The following is a 24,658-nucleotide window of genomic DNA, read 5'->3' on the forward strand; positions in this document are numbered from 1 at the left end:
TCGGGTGTGCGACTTCGCGACCTGACCCCCCTGGCGGGAGACGGCGCCAGCCTGCACACCCGCGAGCGCCCAGCCCCGCAGCAGCCCTGCGGCCAGGCCGCGGGGCAGTCCGGTGACGTCCTCGTCACCGGCGTCACGCTGGACAGCCGCGCCGTCGTCCCCGGTGACCTGTATGCCGCCCTGCCGGGGTTCAACGTCCACGGCGTGCGGTTCACGGCCGACGCCGTGGCGGCCGGCGCCGTGGCCGTGCTCACGGACGCCGCAGGGCTCTCCGAGCTGCGCTCGGGCGAGGGCAGCGCCGCCGACGTGCCGGTCCTCGTGGTCGATGACCCCCGGAGCGTGCTCGGCGAGCTCGCTGCCGCCGTCTACGGCCGGCCGTCGCAGAGCCTGACGATGGTCGGCATCACCGGGACCAACGGCAAGACGACCACCGCCTACCTCGTCGAGTCGGCGCTGCGCGCCCACGGCCGGCGCACCGGCCTCATCGGGACGGTCGAGACGCGCATCGGCGACGAGGCGGTCGAGTCGGTGCGCACCACCCCGGAGGCCACCGACCTGCACGCCCTCCTCGCGGTGATGGGCGAGCGGGGCCTCGACGCCTGCGTCATGGAGGTCTCGAGCCACGCGCTGGAGCTGCACCGCGTCGACGGCGTCGTCTACGACGTCGCCCTCTTCACCAACCTCTCGCAGGACCACCTCGACTTCCACGCGTCGATGGAGGACTACTTCGCCGCCAAGGCGTCCCTGTTCACGCCGCAGCGGGCGCGCTCGGCCGTGGTGTGCATCGACGACGACTGGGGGCGGCGTCTCGCCGGTGACGCCACCGTGCCCACGACCACCCTGGCGACGAAGCCCGCCGCGGCCGCCGACGCCGACTGGCTCGCCGAGCCGGGGGAGGGCGGCGGCTTCACCCTGCGCGAGCGCTCGGGCGCCGTCGCACTCTCACTCGTGTCGCACCTGCCCGGCGACTTCAACGTCGCCAACACCGCCCTGGCCGCCCTGGCCCTGCTCCGCCTCGGGATTGCACCGCTGGAGGTCGAGGCGGCCATGGCCGTGGCTCCCGACGTGCCGGGGCGCATGCAGGTCGTGTCGCCCGGCGGGGCGCACGGTCCGCGCTGCGTCGTCGACTTCGCGCACACCCCCGACGCCGTCGACGCCGCCCTGGCCGCGCTGCGACCCTCGACCCCTGGACGGCTGATCGCCGTGCTGGGTGCGGGGGGAGACCGCGACCGCGGCAAGCGTCCCGCCATGGGTGCCTCGGCAGCCCGGCAGGCGGACGTCGTCGTCGTCACCGACGACAACCCGCGCTCGGAGGACCCCGCCGAGATCCGGGCGGCCGTCACCGCCGGAGCCCGGGAGGCCCTGCGTTCCGGGTCGGCCCGCGCGAGCGAGATCATCGACGGCGGCACGCGCTCGAACGCGATCGCGGAGGCCATCGCCCTCGCGGTGGTGGCCGCAGGCAAGGACCGCCCCGTCGACACCGTCGTGGTGCTCGGCAAGGGGCACGAGAAGGGTCAGGAGATCCACGGAGTGAAGCACCCGTTCGACGACCGCGACGCCGTGCGCGCCGCCCTCGCAGCCGTCAGCTCGCAGACGGAGCTGGAGGCCACCTCGTGATCCCCCTGACGCTGAGCGAGATCCGCGACCTGACCGGGGGTGTGGTGCACGGCACGGACACCCCGGAGGCGGTTGTCGTCGACGGACCGGTCACGACGGACTCCCGTGAGTGCGGGCCGGGCAGCCTCTACGTCGCCCGCGTCGGCGAGGTCGCCGACGGCCACGACTTCGTCGGCGCCGCCGTGCAGGCCGGGGCCGTGGCGGCCCTCACCGCACGCGCCGTCGAGGGCGTGCCCTGCGTCGTCGTCGACGACGTCCAGACCGCTTTCGGCCGGCTGGCCCGCGGGGTCGTCGACGCCGCACCGGAGCTGCGCATCGTCGGCATCACGGGCTCGTCCGGCAAGACGAGCGTCAAGGACCTGCTCGCCTCCGTCCTGTCGTCGGTCGCCGAGACCGTGGCGCCCGTCAACTCGCTCAACGGCGAGATCGGCGTGCCTCTCACGGTCTGCCGCGTCACCTCGACGACGCGCTTCCTCGTGGCCGAGATGGGCGCCCGCGGCGTCGGGCACATCGACTACCTCACACGCATCGCGCCGCCGCAGGTCGCGATCGTCCTCAACGTCGGCAGCGCGCACCTCGGGGAGTTCGGCTCGCGCGAGAACATCGCCCGCGCCAAGTCGGAGCTCCCGCGCTCCGTGCCGGCCGAGGGGCTGTCCGTCCTCAACGCCGACGACCCGCTCGTGGCCGGCATGGCCGACGGGCTGCGGTCCCGGGTCCAGCTCGTGGGCCTGGCGCCCGAGGCGGACGTCCGCGCGGAGGAGGTCAGCCTCGACGAGCGCGGGAGGGCGGCATACGTCCTCGTCTGCCCGCAGGGGCGGGCACGCGTGACGCTGCGGCAGAGCGGCGCCCACCACGTCGGCAACTCGCTCGCCGTGGCCGCCGCGGCCCTCGAGCTCGGACTGTCGCTCGACCAGGTCGTCGCGGGCCTCGGCGCCGCCGAGGCGGTGAGCCGCTGGCGCATGGAGATCACCGATCGTCCCGACGGCGTCGTCGTCGTCAACGACGCCTACAACGCCAACCCCCACTCGATGCGGGCGGCGCTCGATGCCGTCACTGCCATGCACGTCACGGGGGAGCGCTGGGCCGTCCTCGGCGGGATGCTCGAGCTCGGCGCCGACAGCGACGCCGAGCACGCGTCCGTCGGGGCGTATGCCGCGTCGCTCGGACTCGACCACCTCGTGGCCGTCGGCGAGGGGGCGCGCCCGCTCGGCGACGCCTTCCCCGGGGCGGAGTGGGTACCCGACACCGACGCCGCCTACGAGCTGCTCGTCGGACGGGTGCGCCCGGGGGACCTCGTGCTGCTGAAGTCCAGCCGCGACAGCGGCCTGCGCTGGCTCGGTGACCGGCTCGCCGCCGACGCGGACACCGACGCCACCGCCACCACGAACCCCGAGGCGGTCACGCGGTGAAGGGTGTCCTGCTGGCGGCCTCCATCTCGCTGCTCATCTCGTTGTTCGGCACGCCGCTGTTCATCAAGTTCCTCGTCAAGCGCGGCTACGGCCAGTTCATCCGCGACGACGGGCCGACCTCGCACCACACGAAGCGCGGCACGCCGACGATGGGCGGCGCGGTCATCATCGCCGCCATGATCGGGGCCTACCTCCTGGCCCACCTGTTCACCCTGGTGCCGCCGACCGCCAGTGGCGTCCTCGTGCTGTTCCTCGCCGGCGGCCTCGGCTTCGTCGGCTTCCTCGACGACTTCATCAAGATCAGCAAGCAGCGAAGTCTCGGCCTGCGCTCGAAGCAGAAGCTGGTCGGACAGGCGCTGGTCGGCATCATCTTCGCCGGCCTGGCGCTGCAGTTCCCCAACGACCAGTACCGCACGCCCGCGTCTCTGCTCGTCTCGTTCGTCCGCGACACGAACATCAGCCTGGCTCTCGGGGGCAGCACCGTCGTCGGCGTCATCCTCTTCGTCATCTTCGCCAACGTCATGATCGCCGGCGCCTCCAACGGCGTGAACCTCACCGACGGGCTCGACGGCCTGGCCACGGGCGTGTCCACCATGGTCTTCGGCGCCTACGTCCTCATCAGCATCTGGACCTTCAACCAGAACTGCCAGACCAACCCGGGCATCAAGTGCTACGAGGTGCGCGACTCGCACGATCTGGCCCTCGTGGCCGCGGCCGGGATGGGAGCCTGCTTCGGCTTCCTCTGGTGGAACGCCACGCCGGCCAAGATCTTCATGGGTGACACCGGCTCGCTCGCGCTCGGGGGCGCGCTCGCCGGGCTCGCGATCATGACCCACACCGAGCTGCTCCTCATCATCCTCGGCGGCATGTTCGTCCTCGAGACGCTCTCGGTGGTGGCCCAGGTGGCCTCGTTCAAGACCACTGGCAAACGGGTGCTGAGAATGGCACCGTTGCACCATCACTTCGAGATGGTCGGGTGGAACGAGGTGACCGTCGTGGTGCGCTTCTGGATCATCGCCGGACTCTTCGCCGCCTTCGGCCTCGGCGTGTTCTACGCCGAGTGGGTGGTGGGGTCCCAGTGACGTACGACCCGCTCTACGAGCCCCGCGAGGGCCTGACCCACCGCGACGCCGACTGGTCCGGGCTGCACGTGCTCGTCGTCGGCCTCGGGGTGTCCGGCTTCGCGGCCGCCGACGCCCTCGCCGACCGCGGGGCCCACGTCGTGGCGGTATCCCGCGACGAGACCGACGCCATCCGCGAGCGCGCCACGATCCTCGAGATCCTCGACGTCGACGTGCGCATCGGGCCGGAGCACGTGGTCTCGCCACCGCCCGGCACCGAGCTCGTCGTCACCTCGCCCGGGGTCCCGCCCCACGACCCGCTGATGCTCGCGGCGGCCGCGGCCGGCATCCCCGTCTGGGGTGAGGTCGAGCTCGCCTGGCGGATGCGCGCCAAGGAGGGCGCGGCGCCGTGGCTGACCGTCACCGGCACCAACGGCAAGACGACCACCGTCACCATGCTCGCCTCGATCCTGCGCCACGCCGGCCTGCGCGCTACGGCCGCCGGCAACGTCGGCACGCCGCTGCTCGAGGCCGTGCTGCACCCCGAGCCCTACGACGTCCTCGCCGTCGAGCTGTCCAGCTTCCAGCTGCACTGGCAGCGGTCGATCTCGGCCGTCGCCTCGGCCGTGCTCAACGTCGCCCCCGACCACCTCGACTGGCACGGCAGCTACGAGGAGTACCTCCGGGCCAAGGGCAAGATCTACGAGAACACCCACATCGCGTGCGTCTACAACGTCGCCGACATCCAGACCGAGCAGCTCGTCATGGAGGCGAACGTCGTCGAGGGCTGCCGCGCCATCGGCTTCACCACCGGCATCCCGGCGCCCTCGATGGTGGGGGTCGTCGAGGACGTGCTGGCCGACCGCGCGTTCGTCGAGCAGCGGCAGCGCTCGGCTGCCGAGCTGTGCACGATCGCCGACCTGCAGGGCGACGCCCCCTCGGTGGCGCCGCACTACGTCGCCAACGCCCTCGCCGCCGCCGCCCTCGCCCGGGCCTACGGCGTGGGCCCCATCGCGGTGCGCGACGGGCTGCGCGCCTTCCGGCCCGACCGGCACCGGATCGCCGAGATCGCCACGGTCGAGGGCGTGCGCTTCGTCAACGACTCGAAGGCCACCAACCCGCACGCGGCCGCGGCCGCCATCCGGTCGTTCGACTCGGTCGTCTGGATCGCCGGTGGCCTGCTCAAGGGCGCCGACGTCGACAGCCTCGTCGAGGAGATGGCCGGCCGCCTGCGGGGTGTCGTGCTGCTCGGGGCCGACCGCGACCAGATCGCGCAGGCCCTTTCCCGACACGCCCCGGATGTGCCGGTAGTCGACGTGGCCCAGACGGACACTGGGGTCATGGACCGCGTCGTGAGGGAGGCCGCCCGCCTCGCCCAACCGGGCGACGTCGTGCTGCTGGCCCCGGCCGCCGCGTCGATGGACATGTTCACCAACTACGGTGCCCGCGGCGATGCCTTCGAGGAGGCGGTCCGGCGGCACCAGGAGGCGCACGGAGGGCTGCAGTGAGCACGACGACCGCCGGGCCCAAGGCCGGCGCCACCGCAACCACGTCAGGCTCGGACGGCTCGAAGGCGCGCTCGGAGGGGCATCGGCCACTGGCCGTCATCGGCAAGCTCGAGTCGCCGCTGACCACGTACTACCTGCTCCTGGGCGTCACCGCGACCCTCGTCGTCTTCGGGCTCGTCATGGTCTTCTCGGCCTCGAGCGTGGAGCAGCTGCTGGCCGACGAGGCGTCCTACACGGTCTTCGTCCGTCAGCTGATCTTCGCCGCCGTCGGCGGCGTCGCCGCGACCTTCGCCAGCCGGCTCGACGTGAGCTGGTGGAAACGCCTGGCCGCTCCCACGATGGCCCTCTCGATCCTGCTCATGGCCGCCGTCATCCCGCTCGGGCGCACCGTCAACGGCAACCGCAACTGGCTCTCGGTCGGGCCGGTGCAGTTCCAGCCCTCGGAGTTCGCCAAGCTGGGCATCGTGCTCGTGGGCGCGGTGATCTTCGCGAACAAGTCCTCGCGGATCAGCAGCCTCGTGCACGTGGCGGTGCCCTACCTCTTCCCCATCTCGCTCATCGTCCTCGGCCTGATCCTCGTCGGTCACGACCTCGGCACGGCGATGATCTTCATCGGCATCATCGGCGCGGTCCTGTTCGTCGCAGGCGTGCCCAAGCGTGTCTTCGCCATGGCCGGAGGCGTGGCCCTGGTCGGGGTCGCGTTCATGGTGACGGGCAGCGGCAACCGCACGAGCCGCATCGCCAACTGGCTCAGCCCCGCCTGCCAGTCCGACCCCGACGGCTGGTGCGGCCAGTCGGTCCACGGGATGTACGCCCTCGCCGACGGCGGCTGGTGGGGTGTGGGCCTCGGGGCCTCGAAGGAGAAGTGGGAGTGGCTCTCCGAGGCGCACAACGACTTCATCTTCGCGATCATCGGCGAGGAGCTCGGGCTGCCCGGCACGCTGCTGATCCTCGCGCTCTTCGCGATCCTCGCCTGGGCGTGCTTCCGGCTCGTGACCCGGACCCAGGACCGCTTCGTGCGCATCGCCGGCTTCGGCATCATGGCCTGGCTGCTCGGGCAGGCCATCATCAACATCGGCGCCGTGATCGGCCTCTTCCCCGTCATCGGCGTGCCGCTCCCGCTGGTGTCGGCCGGTGGGTCCTCGCTCGTGACCACGTTGCTCGCCCTCGGCATCCTGCTGTCCTTCGCCCGCAACGAGCCCGGGTGCAAGGCGCTGCTCGATGCGCGGCCCAGCCTCGTCCGCAGGTCCCTCGCGGTGCTGCCCGCCCGGGTGCGCTCCGTGCCGCAACGTCGCAGAAGTCGGTGATCCCGCTGTCCTCGCCCACCTCCGTCCTGCTCGCAGGGGGAGGGAGTGCCGGCCACGTGTCGCCGCTCCTCGCCCTCGCCGACGCGTTGCGACGACGGCACCCCGACCTGCGCGTGACCGCGCTCGGCACCCGCGAGGGGCTGGAGGCTCGCCTGGTCCCCGAGCGGGGCTACGACCTCAGGTTCGTCCCCAAGGTCCCGCTGCCACGTCGCCCGAGCGGCGACCTGCTCCGCCTGCCGGCACGGCTCAAGGCGGCGGTCGACGCCGCGGGGGCCGCGATCGACGAGACCGGGGCCGAGGTCGTCGTCGGCTTCGGCGGCTACGTCAGCACACCGGCCTACCTCGCCGCCCGGAGGCGGCGCGTGCCGATCGTCGTCCACGAGCAGAACACCCGGGCCGGTCTCGCCAACCGTCTGGGGGCGCGATGGGCCAGCGCGGTGGCCACCACCTTCTCCGGCACCGTCCTGCCCGGGGCCCAGCGCGTCGGCATGCCGCTGCGTCGGGAGGTCGCCACGCTCGACCGGGCCGGCTCGCGTGCCGCGGCGCTCGAGCACTTCGGCCTCGAGCCGCAGTGGCCCACGGTGCTCGTCACAGGTGGCTCCCTCGGCGCCCAACGCCTCAACGACGCCTTCCGCAGCCGGGTCGCCTCGCTCAGCAGCGCGGGGGTGCAGGTCCTGCACGTCACCGGACTCGGCAAGGAGTTCTCCCCGGAGGTGCCCGAAGAGGGAGCGCCGTACGTCGTCGTCCCCTACGCCGACCGCATGGAGCTCGCGTATGCCGCCGCCGACCTCGTCGTCGCCCGTGCGGGTGCCAACACGGTGTGCGAGCTGACGGCCGTCGGGCTGCCCGCCGTCTACGTCCCGCTGCCCATCGGCAACGGGGAGCAGCGGCTCAACGCCGCCGAGGTGGTCGCCGCCGGGGGCGGTCTCCTCGTCGACGACGCGGACTTCACCCCGGAGTGGATCGACGCCGAGGTGCTCCCGCTCGCCACCGACCGCGAGAGGGTGGCCCGCATGGCCGCGGCCGCCCGGACGCTCGGCGAACCCGCCGCAGACGAGACGCTCGCCGACCTCGTCGAGCGGGCCGCGCAGGACAGGAACCGCACGTGAGCCAGGTCCCGCACGCCCCGACCGTCGACGACCCCTTCGCCGCGGCCCGGTTCGACTTCTCCGTCCCCGTCCCGAGGGCCGACGAGCTCGGACACGTGCACTTCCTCGCCATCGGCGGGGCCGGCATGTCGGGTGTCGCCCGCATCATGCTCGCCCGTGGCATCGGCGTCACGGGCAGTGACGCCAAGGACGTGCCGGTCCTCAAGGCCCTCGAAGCCGAGGGCGCGCGCGTGTGGGTCGGCTTCGACCCGGAGCACCAGCGCAGCGCCGACGCCGTCGTCATGAGCTCCTCCATCCGCGACGACAACGTCGAGCTCGTCGCCGCCCGAGAGCGCGGCATCCCGGTGCTGCACCGGGCCCAGGGCCTGGCCGCCCTGATGCACGGTCGTCGGCCCGTGGCGGTGGCCGGTGCGAACGGCAAGACGACGACGACCTCGATGCTGACCGTGGCCCTTCAGGGCTGCGGCCTCGACCCGTCCTTCGCCGTCGGTGGGGAGCTGGCCAAGCACGGCACCAACGCCCACGACGGCGCCGACGACGTCTTCGTCGTGGAGGCCGACGAGAGCGACGGGTCGTTCGTCGTCTACCGGCCCGAGGTGGCCGTCGTGACGAACGTCCAGCCGGATCACCTCGACTTCTACTCGAACTTCACAGTTGTGCAGGCGGCCTACGACGCGTTCGTGGCCACCGTCCGCCCCGGTGGGCTGCTCGTGACATGCGCGGACGACACGGGTGCCGTCGAGCTGGCCGCACGGGCGCGGTCCGCGGGCACCACGGTCCTGACGTACGGCTTCGACCCTGCCTCCGACGTGGTGCTGAGCGACCACCGGCAGGACGGCGTCACCGCCTCCGTCACGGTCCGGGACGGCGGGGTGGAGCGCCGCATGACCCTCGGCGTCCCCGGGCGCCACAACGCCCTGAACGCGGCCGCTGCCTACGCCGCGGCCGTGCACGGGCTGGGACAGCATCCCGACCGGGTCCTGGCCGGGCTGGCGTCCTTCACCGGCACCCGGCGCCGCTTCGAGCCCAAGGGCGAGGCCGGGGGAGTGGTCGTCGTCGACGACTACGCCCACAACGCCGGCAAGGTGGCGGCCGTCGTGCAGACCGCCAAGCAGCTCGTCGGCGACAGCGGGCGTCTCGTCGTCGTCTTCCAGCCGCACCTCTACAGCCGCACCCGTGACTTCGCCGCGGAGCTGGGCGCCGGCCTGTCACCCGCCGACGTCGTCGTCGTCATGGACGTGTACGCCGCCCGGGAGGATCCCATGCCGGGGGTGACCGGGGCGCTCGTGGCCGCGGGTGTCACCGCGGCCCGGCCGGGCGCCGAGGTGCACTTCGTCCCGTCCTGGTCCGAGGTGGCAGGACGCGTCGCGCAGCTGGCGCGGCCGGGCGACCTCGTGCTCACGGTCGGCGCCGGCGACGTGACCATGGTGGGCCCGGAGGTGCTGCGGATCCTCGGGGGTGGGGAGCCGTGATGCTCGAGCAGGGCGGGGCCCGCAGGCGGGTGGCGGGGACCGGTCTCGCGTCCTCGCGCAGCCGGTTCGAGCGCCGCGCGGCAGCCGCGCGACGCCGCCCCCGGCTCGTGGCCGGCGTCCTGGCCGCAATCGTCCTGCTCGCCGTGCTGGTCGTCTGGGTCGGTTGGTTCAGCAGCGCCATGACGGCCTCGAAGGTCGAGGTTCGCGGCGTCGGTGCCGCGGCGTCCGACGAGGTCCGTGCCGTCGCCAAGGTCCCCCTCGGCGAGCCGCTCCTGCGCGTCGACACCGACGCCATCACCCAGCGCCTGGTCGAGGGCAGGTCCTGGGGCGAGGTCGCGGTGAGCCGGGCGCTGCCGGACACCGTCGTCATCTCCGTCGACCCTCGGGTCGCGGTGCTCGCGGTGCGCAACCCTCGAGGTCAGATCGACGTCGTCGATCGCGACGGCGTCGCCTTCCGGACGGTGGCCAGCCCGCCCAAGGACGTGCCCTTGGTCAGCTCCGGCGCGGCGCAGGTGACGAAGGCCGGTGTCGACGCGGCCCTGCAGGCCCTCGGCTCCCTCGAGCCCGCCGTGCGGGCGCGCGTGTCGGGCGTCTCCGTGTCCGCGGCCGACCAGGTGTCCTTCACCGTCAAGCCGAAGGGCAGGTCGCCGAAGACCGTGGTCTGGGGCGGTGCAGGCGACGGGCCGCGCAAGGCCGAGCTGGTCAAGGTCCTGCTGCCGGAGCCCGGGTCGACGATCGACGTCAGCGTCCCGGCCTCACCCGTGACGCGCTGACGGTGGGCCGACTCCGCAGCGCCACCTGCCTGGTCACGGGTGGGCAACCCCGACATCCCGGACGTTCAGGTTCCATGGGAGGCTTGACCCCAGCGGCTGGAGTCACTCATGGGACGGATGGTGTTCATGGGGTCTGGCCTGCGTGGACGTGTCGATCCCGGGGCCGACACGCCGCGCCCGTGGGTTGATCGGCCTCGCGGCTCGTCATACCGTCGGGGCACTGGTTCGTGACCAAACTGTAACCTTGAGGTCTATGTTTAAGGTTTGAGGCTTACAGGCGCGGGGGCGAGCCGCACCAGCCGGACCTCTCCACCGCTTCGTCCACCCGCTCAGCCAGACCATCGGGCACCACGCATCACCAGCCGCCCGTTCCCAGCCCACCCGCAGCACGGCACCACCAGTCAGGAAGGCCCACTCTCGTGGCAGCAGCACCGCAGAACTACTTGGCCGTCATCAAGGTCGTCGGCATCGGCGGCGGCGGCGTCAATGCCATCAATCGCATGATCGAGGTCGGCCTCAAGGGCGTCGAGTTCATCGCCATCAACACCGACGCCCAGGCGCTGCTCATGAGCGACGCCGACGTCAAGCTCGACGTCGGCCGTGAGCTGACCCGCGGGCTCGGCGCCGGCGCCGACCCCGAGGTCGGCAAGAAGGCCGCCGAGGACCACGCGGAGGAGATCGAGGAGGTCCTCAAGGGGGCCGACATGGTCTTCGTCACCGCCGGTGAGGGTGGCGGCACCGGCACCGGAGGCGCACCCGTCGTGGCCCGCATCGCCCGCGGCCTCGGGGCGCTGACGATCGGCGTCGTCACGCGACCGTTCACGTTCGAGGGTCGCCGTCGTGCCAACCAGGCCGAGTCCGGCATCGGCAGCCTCCGCGAGGAGGTCGACACGCTGATCGTCATCCCGAACGACCGGCTGCTGTCGATCAGCGACCGCAACGTCTCGATGATGGACGCCTTCCGGTCGGCCGACCAGGTGCTGCTCTCCGGTGTCCAGGGCATCACCGACCTCATCACCACGCCCGGCTTGATCAACCTCGACTTCGCCGACGTCAAGTCCGTCATGCAGGGCGCGGGCTCGGCCCTGATGGGCATCGGCTCGGCCCGCGGCGAGGATCGCGCGGTGCAGGCCGCCGAGCTCGCCATCAGCAGCCCCCTGCTCGAGGCCTCGATCGACGGCGCCCACGGCGTCCTGCTCTCCATCCAGGGCGGGTCGGACCTCGGCCTCTTCGAGATCAACGAGGCGGCTCGCCTCGTCCAGGAGGCCGCGCACCCCGAGGCCAACATCATCTTCGGCGCGGTCATCGACGACGCGCTCGGCGACGAGGTGCGGGTCACTGTCATCGCGGCGGGCTTCGACGGCGGCGGCCCCAGCCAGCGCCACGACGAGCGCGCCCTCGGGCACGTGGTCGGCCGCCAGCAGCAGCCTCAGGCGCAGCAGCGTCCGAGCGTCCCGCAGCAGGCCGCACAGCCCAACGGGCAGGCGCAGCACCCCGGCGTCCAGCCGCAGGTCCCGCCCCAGCAGCAGCCGGTCCACCGGCCGGCCCAGCAGCTGCCCACCCAGCAGCCGGCCGCCCCGGTCCAGCAGCAGCAGATGCCCCAGCACCAGCAGGTGCCGCAGCACCAGCAGGTGCCGCAGCACCAGCAGCAGGCGCCCCAGCACCAGCAGCAGCCGAGCCAGCAGCCCCCGCGCCAGGTGACCTTCGACGAGGGTGACGAACTCGACGTCCCCGACTTCCTCAAGTAGGCCGGGGCCGCCGCGACCGGCACCTGGGCCGGGCCTCGTCCGGAGGGCGGGAGACGCACACGCGTCTCCCGCCCTCCGGCGTCTCTGCACCGTGCGGACCGGGAGCACACGCTCGTCCGGCCGACGTCGCCCTGCCGTTAGGTTGGTCCCCGTGTTCTACTGGCGCACCACCCTCACCCCCTCACCCGGCGCGGGAGCCGTGGACCTGGCGTTCACCGGCCGCTCGGCAGCGCGGGGCAGCGGGCCGTATGCCGGCCTCAACCTCGGCGGCCACGTGGGCGACGACCCCGCCGACGTCGAGGCCAACCGCGCCGCCCTCGCGCACGAGGTGGAGCTGCCCCGCGAACGGCTCGTCTTCATGAGGCAGGTGCACGGTTGCGAGGTCGTCGAGGTCGACGGTCCCTGGGCGGGTGAGGCGCCCGAGGTGGACGGCGTGGTCACGCGAGCCCCGGAGCTGGCCCTGGCCGTCCTCGTCGCGGACTGCGTCCCGGTGCTGCTGCACGACGCCGACAGCGCGGTCGTGGGAGCCGTCCATGCGGGGCGCCCGGGGATGCTCGGGGGCATCGTCCCTCGTGCGGTCAGCGCCATGCGCGACCTCGGTGCCAGGCGCATACACGCCACCGTCGGTCCCTCCGTGTGCGGCCGCTGCTACGAGGTGCCCGAGGAGATGGCACGTGCGGCCGCCCTGACGGCCCCCAGCTCCGCGGCCCGGTCGTGGACCGGAACGCCCGCTGTCGACGTCGCGGCGGGGGTCGTCGAGCAGCTCGCTGCGGCGGGTGTCACCGTGCAGTGGGTGCCCGGGTGCACCCGCGAGAGCGGGGATCTCTACTCCTACCGTCGCGACGGGCGCACCGGCCGGTTCGCCGGTGTCGTGGCGCGCCGGAAGGAGCAGGCATGAGCAGCGAGGAGCGGCAGCGGCTCGAGCAGCTGCGCGAGAACCTGGCGGCCGTGCACGAGCGGATCGCCCGCGGCTGCGCCGACGCAGGTCGCGACCCGGGGGAGGTCACCCTGGTCGTGGTCACGAAGTTCTTCCCCGCCTCGGACGTGCTGCTGCTCCACCGCCTCGGGGTGCGCGACTTCGGCGAGAACCGCGACCAGGAGGCCGGCGAGAAGTTCGCCGAGGTGCGCCGTGTCCTGTTCGCAGCCGACGGGCAGGGGCCGACCCTGCACTTCATCGGGCAGCTGCAGAGCAACAAGGCGGCTCACGTGGCGGGCTACGCCGACGTCGTGCAGTCCGTCGACCGGCGCAAGCTCGTGACCGGTCTCGCCAAGGGCGCCGCCGGCCGCGGCCGGCGTCTGCAGGTACTGCTCCAGGTCAGCCTGGACGGCGACACCTCCCGCGGTGGTGCGCCGCCCGAGCAGCTGGACGAGCTGGCCGAGGCCGTCGCGGGCGAGGAGCACCTGGACCTGCGGGGTGTCATGGCCGTCGCACCGCTGGGAGCCGACCCCGACGCCTCCTTCGCGCGGCTGCGGGAGGTCGCTGACGGCATACGCTCTCGGCACCCCGGAGCCGACCTCGTCTCGGCGGGGATGAGCGGCGACCTCGAGGCGGCCCTGCGCCACGGCGCGACACACCTGCGTGTCGGTACCGCAATCCTCGGTTCACGCCCGTCACTTCTGTAACGTCGGCGAGGATCACAATTCGACGCTTGGGAGTTGGCCATGGCAGGGGCACTGCGCAAGACGATGGTGTACCTCGGACTCAGCGAGGAGGACCAGCGTCATGACCGTTACGACGACTACGACGCGTACGACGAGTCCGACCGCTACGACGACGAGAGCGAGCACACCGCTGCCGTGACCCAGCTGCCCACCAAGCGCCCCGTGGCCGCCGTCGTGCGTGACGTCGAGGTCGGCTCCCTCAACCGGATCACCACGATCCACCCGCGTACCTACAACGAGGCCAAGAACATCGGCGAGTGGTTCCGCGACCAGGTGCCGGTCATCATGAACCTCAGCGACATGGACGATGCCGACGCCAAGCGCCTCGTCGACTTCGCCGCCGGCCTCGTCTTCGGACTGCACGGCACGATCGAGCGGGTCACCTCCAAGGTCTTCCTGCTCTCGCCCGCCCACGTCGAGATCTCCGCCGACGAGCCGGAGCCGCCCACGGCCTCCGCCCGCGGCTTCTTCAACCAGAGCTGAGGACCCCGTCCTGCCCGACGGGCGCGCGCCGCGAGGAGCCGGCGCGCGCCGCCGCGTTTCGCTCCGGCGCGAAGATCAGGGACACTGACGACCATGGATGTGTTCTGGGCGATCTACGGAGTGGTCGTCTTCACCTTCTTCATCGCGCTCATCGGCCGCTTCATCCTCGACTGGGTGCAGGTGCTGGCCCGCTCCTGGCGGCCGACGGGTCCCGTGCTCGTGCTGGCCGAGGCGATCTACACCGTCACGGACCCACCGCTGCGGGCCCTGCGCAAGGTGATCCCGTCGCCCAACCTCGGTGGCGTCCGGCTCGACCTCAGCTTCCTCGTCCTGATGCTGCTGACCTCTCTCGCCCTGAACGTGCCCCACTACTTCTGACCGACTTCTGACCGACTTCTGAACGACGAGGACGCGACTGCCGCGTCAGCCGTGATCGCTGCGGCCGGCACCCCGTCGTGACGTCCACCGCAGACGTGCCGACGAACGCGCCGGACGTTGCTTTGGTCGCATACCGAGTCGTTGGATAGCGTTGACCCGAACCATTACGTCTGCATCGAGGTGACCCATGGCGCTAACGCCGGAACAGGTGCTCAACAAGCACTTCCAGACCACGCAGTTTCGTCGTGGCTACGAGGAGCGGGACGTTGACGACTTCCTCGACGAGATCGTCGCCGAGATGCGCTCGCTGATCGAGCAGCGGGACGACTACCTCAAGCAGCTCAACGACTGCCGCGCCAGCAAGAACCAGAGCGCCGTGCGCGCCGACGGCCCGACCGCGGCCATGCCGGCGGTCGCCCGCCCTGGTGACGAGGCCCGGCTCGGCGGCCTGACCGCCAAGATCCAGGACGCCGAGCGCGCCTTCAAGGCGGCCTCCGAGCGCGCCGCGAAGGCCAAGGCCGAGGCGGAGAACGCCGAGCGCCTCGCCAAGGAGCGGGTCGAGCGGGCCAAGGCCGAGGCCGACCGTGCCGAGGCCACGGCCAAGGCGGCCGTCGACTCCCAGGCCCTCGACGACGCGCAGGCCAAGCTCAACGCCCTCAAGTCCCAGGTCGCCGACGCCGAGGCACGGCTGGCCAAGGTGCAGGAGAACGCCCGTGCCGCCGAGGAGCGCGCCGCCAAGGCGCAGGCCGACGCCGAGGCCGCCGAGACCGAGGCTGCTCGCCTGCGCGAGGAGTCCGCGAAGGCGCCTGCCGCCGCGGCGGCCGCTCCGGCTGCGGCCCCGCAGGCTCCCAGCGCCCCCGCCGGCAACCTCGACGCCGCCGGCGTGATCGCCCTCGCCCAGCGCCTGCACGACGAGCACGTCGCCGCAGGTGAGAGCCGACGGGACGAGCTCATCTCGGAGGCCGAGAACCGCCACCGCGAGATGGTCGCGGCCGCCCAGGCGCGTCACGACGAGCTGGTCAACGCCGGCCAGAGCCGTCACGACCAGGCGACGCAGGAGGCCGAGCGCATCGCGTCCGAGGCCGCCGAGCAGCGCGACCAGATGATCGCCGAGGCCACCTCGCAGCGCGACCAGATGATCGCCGAAGCCACCTCGCAGCGCGACCAGATGCTCGCCGAGGCCACCACCCGACGCGACGAGATGCTGACCGAGGCGCGCGAGCGCGCGACCGGCATGGTCGCCGAGGCCCAGCAGAAGAAGGCGGCCCTGCTCGAGGAGCTCGACAAGCAGAAGGGCCTGCTCGACCGCAAGATCGCGGAGCTGCGCGGCTTCGAGAAGAACTACCGTTCCAACCTCAAGTCCTACATCGAGAGCCAGCTGAACGACCTCGACTCGAGCGCCCAGGAGCCGGCCCACGCCGGCGCCGGCGAGGGTCACCAGGGCTGAGGCGCCTCCCCGCAGACGCACCAGGCCGCCCGGACGACGTCCGGGCGGCCTGTGCCGTCTTCCGAAGGGTGAACAGCGGGGACCAATTTGCGTTTCACGTTTGTGCGGGCCTCTCCCGGGGCTTATTGTCAGCCCCACTTGTCAGCGTCGACGGCATGACGACGGAGGGCCTGATGGCGGTGAGGAAGACCACGGCGACGGGCACCGCTGCGCCGCAGACCGGTTCCACCGCGGCGAGGAAGGCGGCCGCGAAGAAGTCGACGGCCGGGAAGAAAGCGGTGCAGAAGGCTGCCGCGAGGAAACCCGCTGTGAAGTCCGCTGCGAAGGAGGCGGCGGTCGACGAGCCCGCTACGGCCGGGTCCACGGCGAAACGGTCTGCGGCGAGCAGGACCAGCGCTACGAAGAAGACGAGCGCCACCAAGGCCAGCGCCACCAAGGCCAGCGCCACCAAGGACAGCGTCACCACGGCCGGCGCCACGAGGACCAGCGCCACGAAGAAGACGAGCACCGAGAAGAACCCGACGGGGAACGCGGCCGGTCCGGCCACGTCGCGTCGGTCCACGGCGGCGAAGCAGCCGACCGCCACGTCCTCATCCCGTGCAGGTGCCGCGGCCCCGAAGGCCGCCGCGAAGACCCCTGCACCCCGAACCGAGAAGGCACCAGTGACGACGAGTTCCACCACCCGCGCGGCCGGCAAGAAGGCCGCCGCGAAGAGCACGACGAAGACCAGCCGCCCCTCCGTCGACACGGCCAAGCTCACCGAGCAGCTGCGCGTCAAGGAGGACGAGAGCCCCTGGAGCGAGGAGGAGATCACCGAGGTCCGGGGGATCCTGCTCGAGGAGATCGAGCAGCACCGCGTCGAGCTGCAGCTCGCCGAGGACGAGCTCGACGAGATGCTGCGCGCGTCCGGGGACGGCGCGGGCGACGACCAGGCCGACGCCGGCGCCAAGACGGCCGAGCGCGAGCACGAGATCTCGGTGGCCGCGAACGCCCGGGGCAGCCTGCGCCAGGCGGAGCACGCGCTCGAGCAGCTCGACGCCGGCACCTACGGCATCTGCGAGGAGTGCGGCAACCCGATCGGCAAGCTTCGACTTCAGGCCCGTCCTCGTGCGACCCTGTGCATGACATGCCAGGAGAAGCAGGACCGCCACTGACCCCCGAGCACGCCACGTCGACCCCCCGAGCGGGGGTCGACGGCGTGTCCGCCCCTTCGACGACCGACAGCCGCGCAGGCTCTCGCACCGACCCTCGAACCGAGACCGATGCCGACACCCAGACCGTGAGCTCGCCCGACCCAGACGACAGCCGACCGACACCGCGCCGGCGCAGACGGCTCTTCGCCGTCCTCGCCGTGGTGGCGGTTCTCGCCTACCTCAGCGACCAGCTCACCAAGGTGGTCGCGCTCGACGTGCTCGCCGATGGCGAGTCCCGCCCGTTCATCGGGCAGCTGATCCGCTTCAAGCTCATCGGCAACCCCGGCGCGGCCCTGTCCCTCGGCGCCGGCAACACGTGGGTCATGACGGGGATCGCGATCGCCGTCCTCGTCGCCATCGTCGTCGTCGCGCGCCAACTCGGTTCGCGGGCGTGGGCGATCGCGCTCGGGATGCTGCTGGGTGCCGCGCTGGGCAACCTCACCGACCGCTTCATCCGTCCGCCCGGTGGCGGCCAGGGCCACGTCGTCGACTTCATCGACTACGACCAGTGGTTCATCGGCAACGTGGCCGACATCTGGATCGTCTCGGCCGCGGCCCTCATCGTCATCCTCGCGATGCTCGGCATCGGGGTCGACGGCCGCCGCGAGCGGGGCAAGGCCGGTGGTGACGATGCCTGACGTGCGCACCGTCCTCGTCCCCGACGGCCTCGAGGGCGAACGCGTCGACGCCGGGGTCGCGCGCCTCTTCGGTGTCTCGCGCACCAAGGCCGCCGAGCTCGCCGCCGACGGGCACGTCGTGCTCGAAGGCAAGGCAGTGGGCAAGTCGGAGCGGCTCTCGGCCGGGTCGATGCTCGAGGTGTCGCTGCCCAGCGCCCAGGAGAGTCCCAGCCTGCAGGTCATCGCCCAGCCTGTCCCCGGCATGCGGATCATCCACGACGACGACGACATCGTCGTGGTCGACAAACCCGTCGGGGTGGCCGCCCACCCCAGCGTGGGCTGGACCGGCCCCGACGTCGTCTCCGGGCTGGCCGCGGCCGGCTACCGCATCTCGACCTCGGGAGCGCCCGAGCGCCAGGGGATCGTCAGCCGCCTGGACGTGGGCACCTCGGGACTCATGGTGGTCGCGAAGAGCGAGTACGCGTACTCCCGCCTCAAGCACGCCTTCCGCAGCCGCACCGTCGACAAGACCTACCACGCCCTCGTGCAGGGGCTGCCCGACCCGGTGGTCGGCACCGTCGATGCGCCGATCGGCCGCCACCCGGGGCACGACTACAAGTTCGCGGTGATGGGCAGCGGGAAGCCGTCGGTGACCCACTACGAGGTGATCGAGGCCTTCCGCCACGCGAGCCTGCTCGACATCCACCTCGAGACGGGTCGCACCCACCAGATCCGCGTGCACTTCGCGGCCCTGCATCACCCGTGCTGCGGCGACCTGACCTACGGCGCCGACCCGAGGCTCGCGGCCCGGCTCGCGCTCGAGCGGCAGTGGCTGCACGCCGTGGGCCTCGGCTTCGAGCACCCGGGCACGGGGGAGTACGTCCACTTCGAGAGCCCCTACCCCGAGGACCTGCAGCGCGCCCTCGACGTCGTCGCGACGTTCTAGGACCCTCACCTTCGAGTCGAGGTCGAAAGACGATCGAGTATGCCGTCCGGACCCTCCGCGGGCCCGGGCGGCTTCGTCGCCCGCGCGTTCGGACGACAGCTGGAGCGACTGGCCGCGACACCGGATCCGACACGCCGGGGAGTGTCCTCGGCGAGGCTTAGACTCATCCACGATGTCGACCCAAGCCGCCCCGAAGAACGACCCGAACTTCGTGCACCTCCACGTGCACACGGAGTACTCCATGCTCGACGGGGCGGCCCGCATCGGCGACCTCTTCAGCGAGGCCGCGCGCATGGGTATGCCCGCCCTGGCCACGACCGACCACGGCTACGTCTTCGGTGCCTACGAGTTCTGGAAGAAGGCGCAGGGCACCGGGGTCAAGCCGATCATCGGCGTCGAGGCCTACATCACGCCGGGCACCCACCGCACCGACCGCACCAAGGTCAGCTGGGGCGACGGCGGCCGCGACGACGTCTCCGGCAGCGGCGCCTACACCCACATGACGATGCTCGCCCAGAACAACGAGGGCATGCACAACCTGTTCCGGATGAGCTCGATCGCGAGCCTCGACCAGGTCTACACGAAGTGGCCGCGCATCGACCGCGAGCTGCTCGGGGCCTATGGCAAGGGCCTGATCGTCACCACCGGGTGCCCGTCGAGCGAGATCCAGACCAAGCTGCGCTTCGGGATGTACGACGAGGCCCGTGAGGTCGCCGGCGAGCTGCGCGACATCTTCGGCAACGAGAACGTCTACGTCGAGCTGATGGACCACGGCCTCGACATCGAGCGCCGCACCCAGAAGGACCTCATCCGCCTCGCCCGCGACCTCAAGCTGCCGCTGGTCGCCACCAACGACCTGCACTACACCCGGGCCGAGGACGCCAAGGCCCATGCGGCGCTGCTGTGCGTCCAGTCCGGCTCGACCCTGATGGACCCCAACCGGTTCAAGTTCGACGCCGACGACTTCTACCTCAAGTCCGCCCAGGAGATGCGCCACCTGTGGCGCGAGCTGCCCGAGGCGTGTGACAACACGCTGCTCATCGCCGAGCGCTGCGAGGTCTCCTTCGAGGAGGGCGAGGGGCGCTACATGCCGCGCTTCCCCTGCCCGCCCGGCGAGGACGAGACGTCGTGGTTCATCAAGGAGGTCGAGACCGGCCTGCAGCGTCGCTTCCCCGAGGGGGTGCCCGACTACGCCCGCAAGCAGGCGGCCTTCGAGGAGGACGTCATCGTCTCCAAGGGCTACCCGGGCTACTTCCTCGTCGTCGCCGACTTCATCAACTGGGCCAAGCGCAACGGCATCCGCGTCGGCCCCGGCCGAGGCTCGGGCGCCGGCTCGATGTGCGCCTACGCGATGGGCATCACCGACCTCGACCCGATCCCGCACGGCCTGATCTTCGAGCGGTTCCTCAACCCCGAGCGCATGTCGATGCCCGACTTCGACGTCGACTTCGACGAGCGCCGGCGCGGTGAGGTGATCCGCTACGTCACCGAGAAGTACGGCGAGGAGCGCGTCGCCCAGATCGTCACGTACGGCACCATCAAGGCCAAGCAGGCCCTCAAGGACGCCAGCCGCGTCCTCGGCCACCCGTTCGCGATGGGCGAGAAGCTCACCAAGGCGATGCCGCCCGACGTCATGGGCAAGGGCATGCCGCTCGCGGACGTGTTCAAGCCGGACTCCAAGCGCTACAACGAGGCCGTCGACTTCCGGGCCGTGCACGACGAGGACCCGCAGGCCCAGGAGGTCGTCGCGACCGCCCTCGGCCTCGAGGGCCTGAAGCGCCAGTGGGGCGTCCACGCCGCCGGCGTCATCATGAGCAGCGAGCCGCTCGTCGACGTCATCCCGATCATGCGCCGCCTGCAGGACGGCCAGATCATCACGCAGTTCGACTACCCGAGCTGCGAGAACCTCGGCCTGGTCAAGATGGACTTCCTTGGGCTGCGCAACCTGACGATCCTCGACGACGCCATCGAGAACATCAAGCTCAACCGCGACGAGGACATCGACCTCGACGCCCTGTCCAAGGACATGACCGACAAGGCCACCTACGAGCTGCTCGGCCGGGGCGACACGCTCGGCGTCTTCCAGCTCGACGGCGGCGGCATGCGCGCCCTGCTGCGGCTCATGCAGCCCGACAACTTCGAGGACATCTCCGCCGCCCTCGCGCTCTACCGGCCCGGCCCGATGGGCGTGAACGCCCACACCAACTTCGCCCTGCGCAAGAACGGCAAGCAGGAGCTCATCCCGCTCGACCCGCAGCTGAAGGGCAAGCTGCAGCCCGAGATGGTCGAGGCCCTCGACCCGATCCTGAAGATGACCTACGGCCTGGTCATCTACCAGGAGCAGGTCATGGAGATCGCCCAGAAGCTCGCCGGCTACACCCTCGGCAACGCCGACCTGCTGCGCCGTGCCATGGGCAAGAAGAAGAAGGAGGTCCTCGACGCCGAGTACGTCCCCTTCTCCGAGGGCATGAAGGCCAACGGCTTCAACGAGGCCTCGATCGCCGCGCTCTGGGGTGTCCTCGTCCCGTTCTCGGACTACGCGTTCAACAAGGCGCACACGGCCGCATACGGCCTCGTCTCCTACTGGACCGCCTACCTCAAGGCCAACTACCCGGCCGAGTACATGGCGGCGCTGCTGACGAGCGTGCGCGACGACAAGGACAAGTCGGCGCTCTACCTCAACGAGTGCCGGCACATGGGCATCAAGGTGCTGCCGCCCGACGTCAACGAGTCGATCGCCAACTTCGCGGCCGTCGGCACCGACATCCGCTTCGGCCTCGCCGCCATCCGCAACGTCGGCCTCCCGGTGGTCCAGGCCATCATCAAGGCGCGTGAGGAGAAGGGCGCCTTCGCCTCGTTCAAGGACTTCCTGTCCAAGGTGCCGGCCGTCGTCTGCAACAAGCGCACCATCGAGTCGCTCATCAAGGGCGGCGCCTTCGACTCGCTCGGCGAGTCGCGGCGCGGCATGGTCGAGGTGCACGAGCGCTACATCGACGCGCTCGTCGAGGTCAAGAAGCAGGAGGCCATCGGCCAGGACAGCCTCTTCGGCAGCTTCGGCGACGACGCGGCCGACGGCCAGCCGGGCCCCGGCGCCTTCGACGGGCTCCCGCCGGTGCCCACCCTCGAGTGGGACAAGTCGACCCTGCTGTCGTTCGAGCGCGAGATGCTCGGCCTCTACGTCAGCGACCACCCGCTCTTCGGCATCGAGCACATCCTCGCCACGCACGCCGACACCTCCATCGCTGCGCTGATGGGTGACGACCCGAAGCCCGACGGCACCCCCGTGACCGTGGCGGGCCTGATCACGAGCCTGCAGCTCAAGCGCACGAAGAAGGGCGACCTGTGGGCCATCGCCACGGTCGAGGACCTCGACGGAGCCGTCGAGTGCCTCTTCTTCCCGTCCGCCTACATGACCTACTCCACGATGCTCGCCCAGGACACCGTGTGCGCGGTCAAGGGCAGGGTCAGCGCGCGCGACGACTCGATCTCGATCTTCGCGCAGGAGCTGGCGATCCCCGACATCAAGGAGGGGCCGCGCGGGCCAGTCGTGCTGACCCTCCCGCTCGGGCGGGCCACCCCGGCCATCGCCGAGAGCCTCAAGCGCGTCCTCGGTGAGCACCCCGGGGCCACCGAGGTGCAGGTCAAGCTCACCCAGCCCGGGCGATCGGTGCTGATGTCGCTCGACGACTCGCTGCGGGTCAACGCGACCTCCGCGCTGTTCGGCGACCTCAAGGCCCTCCTGGGCCCGGCCTGCCTCAGCTGACGCGCGGACGGGCAGTGATGCGCGAGAGCGACCGGCGGCGGCTGCGCCGGGCGCGGGTGGCCGCCCTCGGCCTCACTCCGCGGCTCGGCGCCGGCGACACGGCACCGGTGTCAGCGCTCGAGGTGGCCCGTGAGCTCGGCGCCCTGCAGGCCCAGGACTACGGCAGCGGGGCGTGGTCCCTCGGGGTGCGGTCGGGCCTGACGCTGGCGCAGGTGGAGCAGGCGGTCCATGACCGGGAGGTCGTACGCACCTGGCCGATGCGGGGCACCATCCACTGGGTTCCCGCGGAGGACGCCCGGTGGATGTGCGAGCTGTTCGCCGCGCCTCGCAGCACCACCCTGGCGACCCGGTTCGCCCAGCTGGGCATCACCGCGGCCGACCTCGAGCGGTCGGGAGCCCTCTTCGAGGAGCACCTGACCCGGCCGATGAGCCGGCCCGACGTCGCCGCCCTGCTCGTCGAGCACGGCATCGACCCGACCGACCAGCGCAACTACCACCTCATCGGCTACCACTGCATGACCGGACTCATCTGCCACGGTCCGCTCCTCGGCAAGCAGCCGAGCTTCGTCCTCATCGACTCGTGGATCCCGCACTCGCGCAGGCCATCTCGCGAGGAGGCGCTCGCGACCACGGCCGAGCGCTACGTCCGCAGCCACGGCCCGGTCACCGAGAAGGACCTCGCCGGCTGGCTGCTCAAGCCGCTGGCGCTCACCCGGGAGGCGCTCTCCCTCGTCGAGGACCAGCTGGTGCGCGAGGAGCTCGACGGGCAGGTGTGGCTCAGCCACGCCGACGCGCGCCCCGTGCCCGAGGGCCCGGCCGGCGTGCACCTGCTGCCGCAGTGGGACGAGTTCCTGCTCGGCTACAAGTCGCGCGACGTGACGCTGCCGCCCGAGCACTTCGTCAAGGTCGTGCCCGGCCGCAACATGGTGTTCAAGCCGACCCTCGTCGTCGACGGCGAGGTCGCAGGCACCTGGCGGCGCGACCAGAGGCGCACCCACGTCCGCGTCGAGGTGCAGCCGTTCACCCGGCTGTCCGACCGACGCTGGCGGGAGGTCGACCGTGCCGCAGCGGCCTACGCGGCCTTCCTCGAGACCGACGTCGAGGTCGTACGCGTGGAGCCGGGGCTCGCGAGCCCCGACGCCTCACGCACGGGGAGCGACTGAGTGGCCCGCGGAGCCATCCCGCCGTCACCGCTGCCTCCGCGTCACGGCGTCGACGCCCAGCGCTTCCGGATGCCGCAGCACGGCCCGTGGGCCTCGCTGCGGGACCATCTCGTGGAACGCCTCGCGCCGGGACTGACGGTGGAGCAGGTCGACCGCATGCTGGCAGACGGCGCGTTCGTCGACGGCTCCGGGACTCCCGTGCGCCCCGACGCGCCCTTCGTGCCGCGGGCGGCCGTGTGGGCCCACCGGGACCTTCCCGACGAGGTGGCCCACCCGGAGCCGCCGGTCGTGCTGCACCGGGACGAGCGGATCGTCGTCGTCGACAAGCCGCACGCCATGGCGACGATGCCGCGGGGCCGCCACGTCGTGCAGAGCGCCCTGGCCCGCACCCGCGTGGTGACCGGGCTGCACCGCCTGGGCCCGGCGCACCGGCTCGACCGCCCGACCGCCGGTGTGCTGCTCTTCACCACCGAGCAGCGGTGGCGCGGGGCCTACCAGCGCATCTTCGCCGAGGGGCTGGTGCACAAGGAGTACCTCGCGGTGGCGCCGGTCCGGCCCGACCTCGCACTGCCCCTCGTGCGTCGCACCCACCTCGTCAAGGAGCACGGCACCCACCAGGCGCGCGAGGTGGAGGGGGCGCCGCCCAACGCCGAGACGCTCGTGGAGCTGCTCGACACCGTCCCGGACGCCGGGTGTGAGGGAGCCGACCTCGGGCTCTACCGCCTGACGCCGCGCACCGGCCGCACCCACCAGCTGCGGTGCCAGCTGCACGGCCTCGGCATCCCCATCGTCGACGACCCGCTCTACCCGGTCGAACGCGACGTGCCCGCCGACGACTTCCGCTCGCCCCTGCAGCTGCTGGCGGCCGTCCTCGCCTTCGATGACCCCGTGGACGGCACGCCGCGCCGGTTCGTCAGCCGGCGCCGGTTGGGTGCCTGGCCCGGCCCCTGGCCGGCCTTCTGAACTCGGAGGACCCCCACAGGCGCCGTTCATGCCCCGTTC

At 71.7% G+C, this 24,658-nt stretch carries 21 protein-coding genes; 20 read left to right on the forward strand and 1 reads right to left on the reverse strand.

All coding sequences use genetic code 11. From position 1 onward, the window contains the following. The first annotated feature begins 6 nt into the window (after positions 1-6). The 14 genes from AB0316_RS20070 to AB0316_RS20135 all read left to right on the forward strand — a co-directional run bounded on the left by AB0316_RS20070 (position 7) and on the right by AB0316_RS20135 (position 15,974). Positions 7-1,617 (forward strand): UDP-N-acetylmuramoyl-L-alanyl-D-glutamate--2,6-diaminopimelate ligase, encoded by a 1,611-nt coding sequence (locus tag AB0316_RS20070; protein ID WP_366274944.1) that lies wholly within the window; start codon positions 7-9, stop codon positions 1,615-1,617. Continuing rightward, positions 1,614-3,026, forward strand: coding sequence for a UDP-N-acetylmuramoyl-tripeptide--D-alanyl-D-alanine ligase (gene murF / locus AB0316_RS20075; RefSeq protein WP_366274946.1), 1,413 nt, complete (start codon positions 1,614-1,616; stop codon positions 3,024-3,026). The genes AB0316_RS20070 and murF overlap by 4 nt, the downstream gene beginning before the upstream one ends. Further along, positions 3,023-4,108, forward strand: a complete 1,086-nt coding sequence (mraY, locus tag AB0316_RS20080) for a phospho-N-acetylmuramoyl-pentapeptide-transferase (protein WP_366274947.1) — start codon at positions 3,023-3,025, stop codon at positions 4,106-4,108. The genes murF and mraY overlap by 4 nt, the downstream gene beginning before the upstream one ends. After that, positions 4,105-5,595, forward strand: coding sequence for a UDP-N-acetylmuramoyl-L-alanine--D-glutamate ligase (gene murD, locus AB0316_RS20085; protein WP_366274948.1), 1,491 nt, complete (start codon positions 4,105-4,107; stop codon positions 5,593-5,595). The genes mraY and murD overlap by 4 nt, the downstream gene beginning before the upstream one ends. Next, the gene (gene ftsW / locus AB0316_RS20090; RefSeq protein ID WP_366274949.1) at positions 5,592-6,902 is read left to right on the forward strand and encodes a putative lipid II flippase FtsW; all 1,311 of its coding nucleotides are present in this window, start codon (positions 5,592-5,594) and stop codon (positions 6,900-6,902) included. The genes murD and ftsW overlap by 4 nt, the downstream gene beginning before the upstream one ends. After that, positions 6,899-8,011, forward strand: a complete 1,113-nt coding sequence (murG, locus tag AB0316_RS20095; RefSeq protein WP_366274950.1) for an undecaprenyldiphospho-muramoylpentapeptide beta-N-acetylglucosaminyltransferase — start codon at positions 6,899-6,901, stop codon at positions 8,009-8,011. The genes ftsW and murG overlap by 4 nt, the downstream gene beginning before the upstream one ends. Then, a complete protein-coding gene (gene murC / locus AB0316_RS20100) occupies positions 8,008-9,483 on the forward strand; it encodes a UDP-N-acetylmuramate--L-alanine ligase (protein ID WP_366274952.1) in 1,476 nt (491 codons plus the stop codon). The genes murG and murC overlap by 4 nt, the downstream gene beginning before the upstream one ends. Further along, positions 9,483-10,256 (forward strand): FtsQ-type POTRA domain-containing protein, encoded by a 774-nt coding sequence (locus AB0316_RS20105; protein ID WP_366274954.1) that lies wholly within the window; start codon positions 9,483-9,485, stop codon positions 10,254-10,256. The genes murC and AB0316_RS20105 overlap by 1 nt, the downstream gene beginning before the upstream one ends. Positions 10,257-10,675: 419 nt before the next feature. After that, positions 10,676-12,004, forward strand: coding sequence for a cell division protein FtsZ (gene ftsZ / locus AB0316_RS20110; protein ID WP_366274956.1), 1,329 nt, complete (start codon positions 10,676-10,678; stop codon positions 12,002-12,004). 151 nt (positions 12,005-12,155) lie between these two features. Continuing rightward, on the forward strand, positions 12,156-12,902 hold the full coding sequence (gene pgeF, locus AB0316_RS20115; protein WP_366274958.1) for a peptidoglycan editing factor PgeF: 747 nt from the start codon (positions 12,156-12,158) through the stop codon (positions 12,900-12,902). Continuing rightward, entirely contained in the window at positions 12,899-13,627 is a 729-nt protein-coding gene (locus AB0316_RS20120; RefSeq protein WP_366274960.1) for a YggS family pyridoxal phosphate-dependent enzyme, read from the forward strand. Before pgeF ends, AB0316_RS20120 begins: the two co-directional genes overlap by 4 nt. Positions 13,628-13,666: 39 nt before the next feature. Next, a complete protein-coding gene (locus AB0316_RS20125) occupies positions 13,667-14,149 on the forward strand; it encodes a cell division protein SepF (RefSeq protein ID WP_142186393.1) in 483 nt (160 codons plus the stop codon). A gap of 93 nt (positions 14,150-14,242) precedes the next feature. Then, positions 14,243-14,527 carry a YggT family protein gene (locus AB0316_RS20130; protein WP_366274961.1) on the forward strand — a complete coding sequence of 95 codons (285 nt, stop codon included), beginning with the start codon at positions 14,243-14,245 and terminating at the stop codon, positions 14,525-14,527. Between the two features lie 187 nt (positions 14,528-14,714). Continuing rightward, positions 14,715-15,974, forward strand: a complete 1,260-nt coding sequence (locus AB0316_RS20135) for a DivIVA domain-containing protein (protein ID WP_366274962.1) — start codon at positions 14,715-14,717, stop codon at positions 15,972-15,974. Between the two features lie 94 nt (positions 15,975-16,068). Here AB0316_RS20135 and AB0316_RS20140 read toward each other — a convergent pair whose 3' ends face one another. Further along, positions 16,069-16,692: a hypothetical protein gene (locus AB0316_RS20140; protein WP_366274963.1), complete on the reverse strand. Its 624-nt coding sequence runs from the start codon at positions 16,690-16,692 to the stop codon at positions 16,069-16,071. On the opposite strand from AB0316_RS20140, the gene AB0316_RS20145 reads away from it, so the two are divergent. The 6 genes from AB0316_RS20145 to AB0316_RS20170 all read left to right on the forward strand — a co-directional run bounded on the left by AB0316_RS20145 (position 16,637) and on the right by AB0316_RS20170 (position 24,619). After that, positions 16,637-17,128: a TraR/DksA family transcriptional regulator gene (locus AB0316_RS20145; protein WP_366274964.1), complete on the forward strand. Its 492-nt coding sequence runs from the start codon at positions 16,637-16,639 to the stop codon at positions 17,126-17,128. The genes AB0316_RS20140 and AB0316_RS20145 overlap by 56 nt on opposite strands. 125 nt (positions 17,129-17,253) lie before the next feature. Then, entirely contained in the window at positions 17,254-17,805 is a 552-nt protein-coding gene (lspA, locus tag AB0316_RS20150; protein ID WP_366274965.1) for a signal peptidase II, read from the forward strand. Further along, the gene (locus tag AB0316_RS20155; RefSeq protein ID WP_366275012.1) at positions 17,798-18,730 is read left to right on the forward strand and encodes an RluA family pseudouridine synthase; all 933 of its coding nucleotides are present in this window, start codon (positions 17,798-17,800) and stop codon (positions 18,728-18,730) included. Before lspA ends, AB0316_RS20155 begins: the two co-directional genes overlap by 8 nt. Positions 18,731-18,902: 172 nt before the next feature. Next, on the forward strand, positions 18,903-22,493 hold the full coding sequence (dnaE, locus tag AB0316_RS20160) for a DNA polymerase III subunit alpha (RefSeq protein ID WP_366274966.1): 3,591 nt from the start codon (positions 18,903-18,905) through the stop codon (positions 22,491-22,493). Positions 22,494-22,510: 17 nt separating this feature from the next. Continuing rightward, positions 22,511-23,656: a winged helix DNA-binding domain-containing protein gene (locus tag AB0316_RS20165; protein WP_366274968.1), complete on the forward strand. Its 1,146-nt coding sequence runs from the start codon at positions 22,511-22,513 to the stop codon at positions 23,654-23,656. Beyond that, entirely contained in the window at positions 23,657-24,619 is a 963-nt protein-coding gene (locus AB0316_RS20170; protein WP_366274969.1) for a pseudouridine synthase, read from the forward strand. Positions 24,620-24,658: the final 39 nt, after the last annotated feature.

Source organism: Terrabacter sp. NPDC080008, assembly GCF_040702505.1.
Classification (GTDB): Bacteria; Actinomycetota; Actinomycetes; order Actinomycetales; family Dermatophilaceae; genus Terrabacter.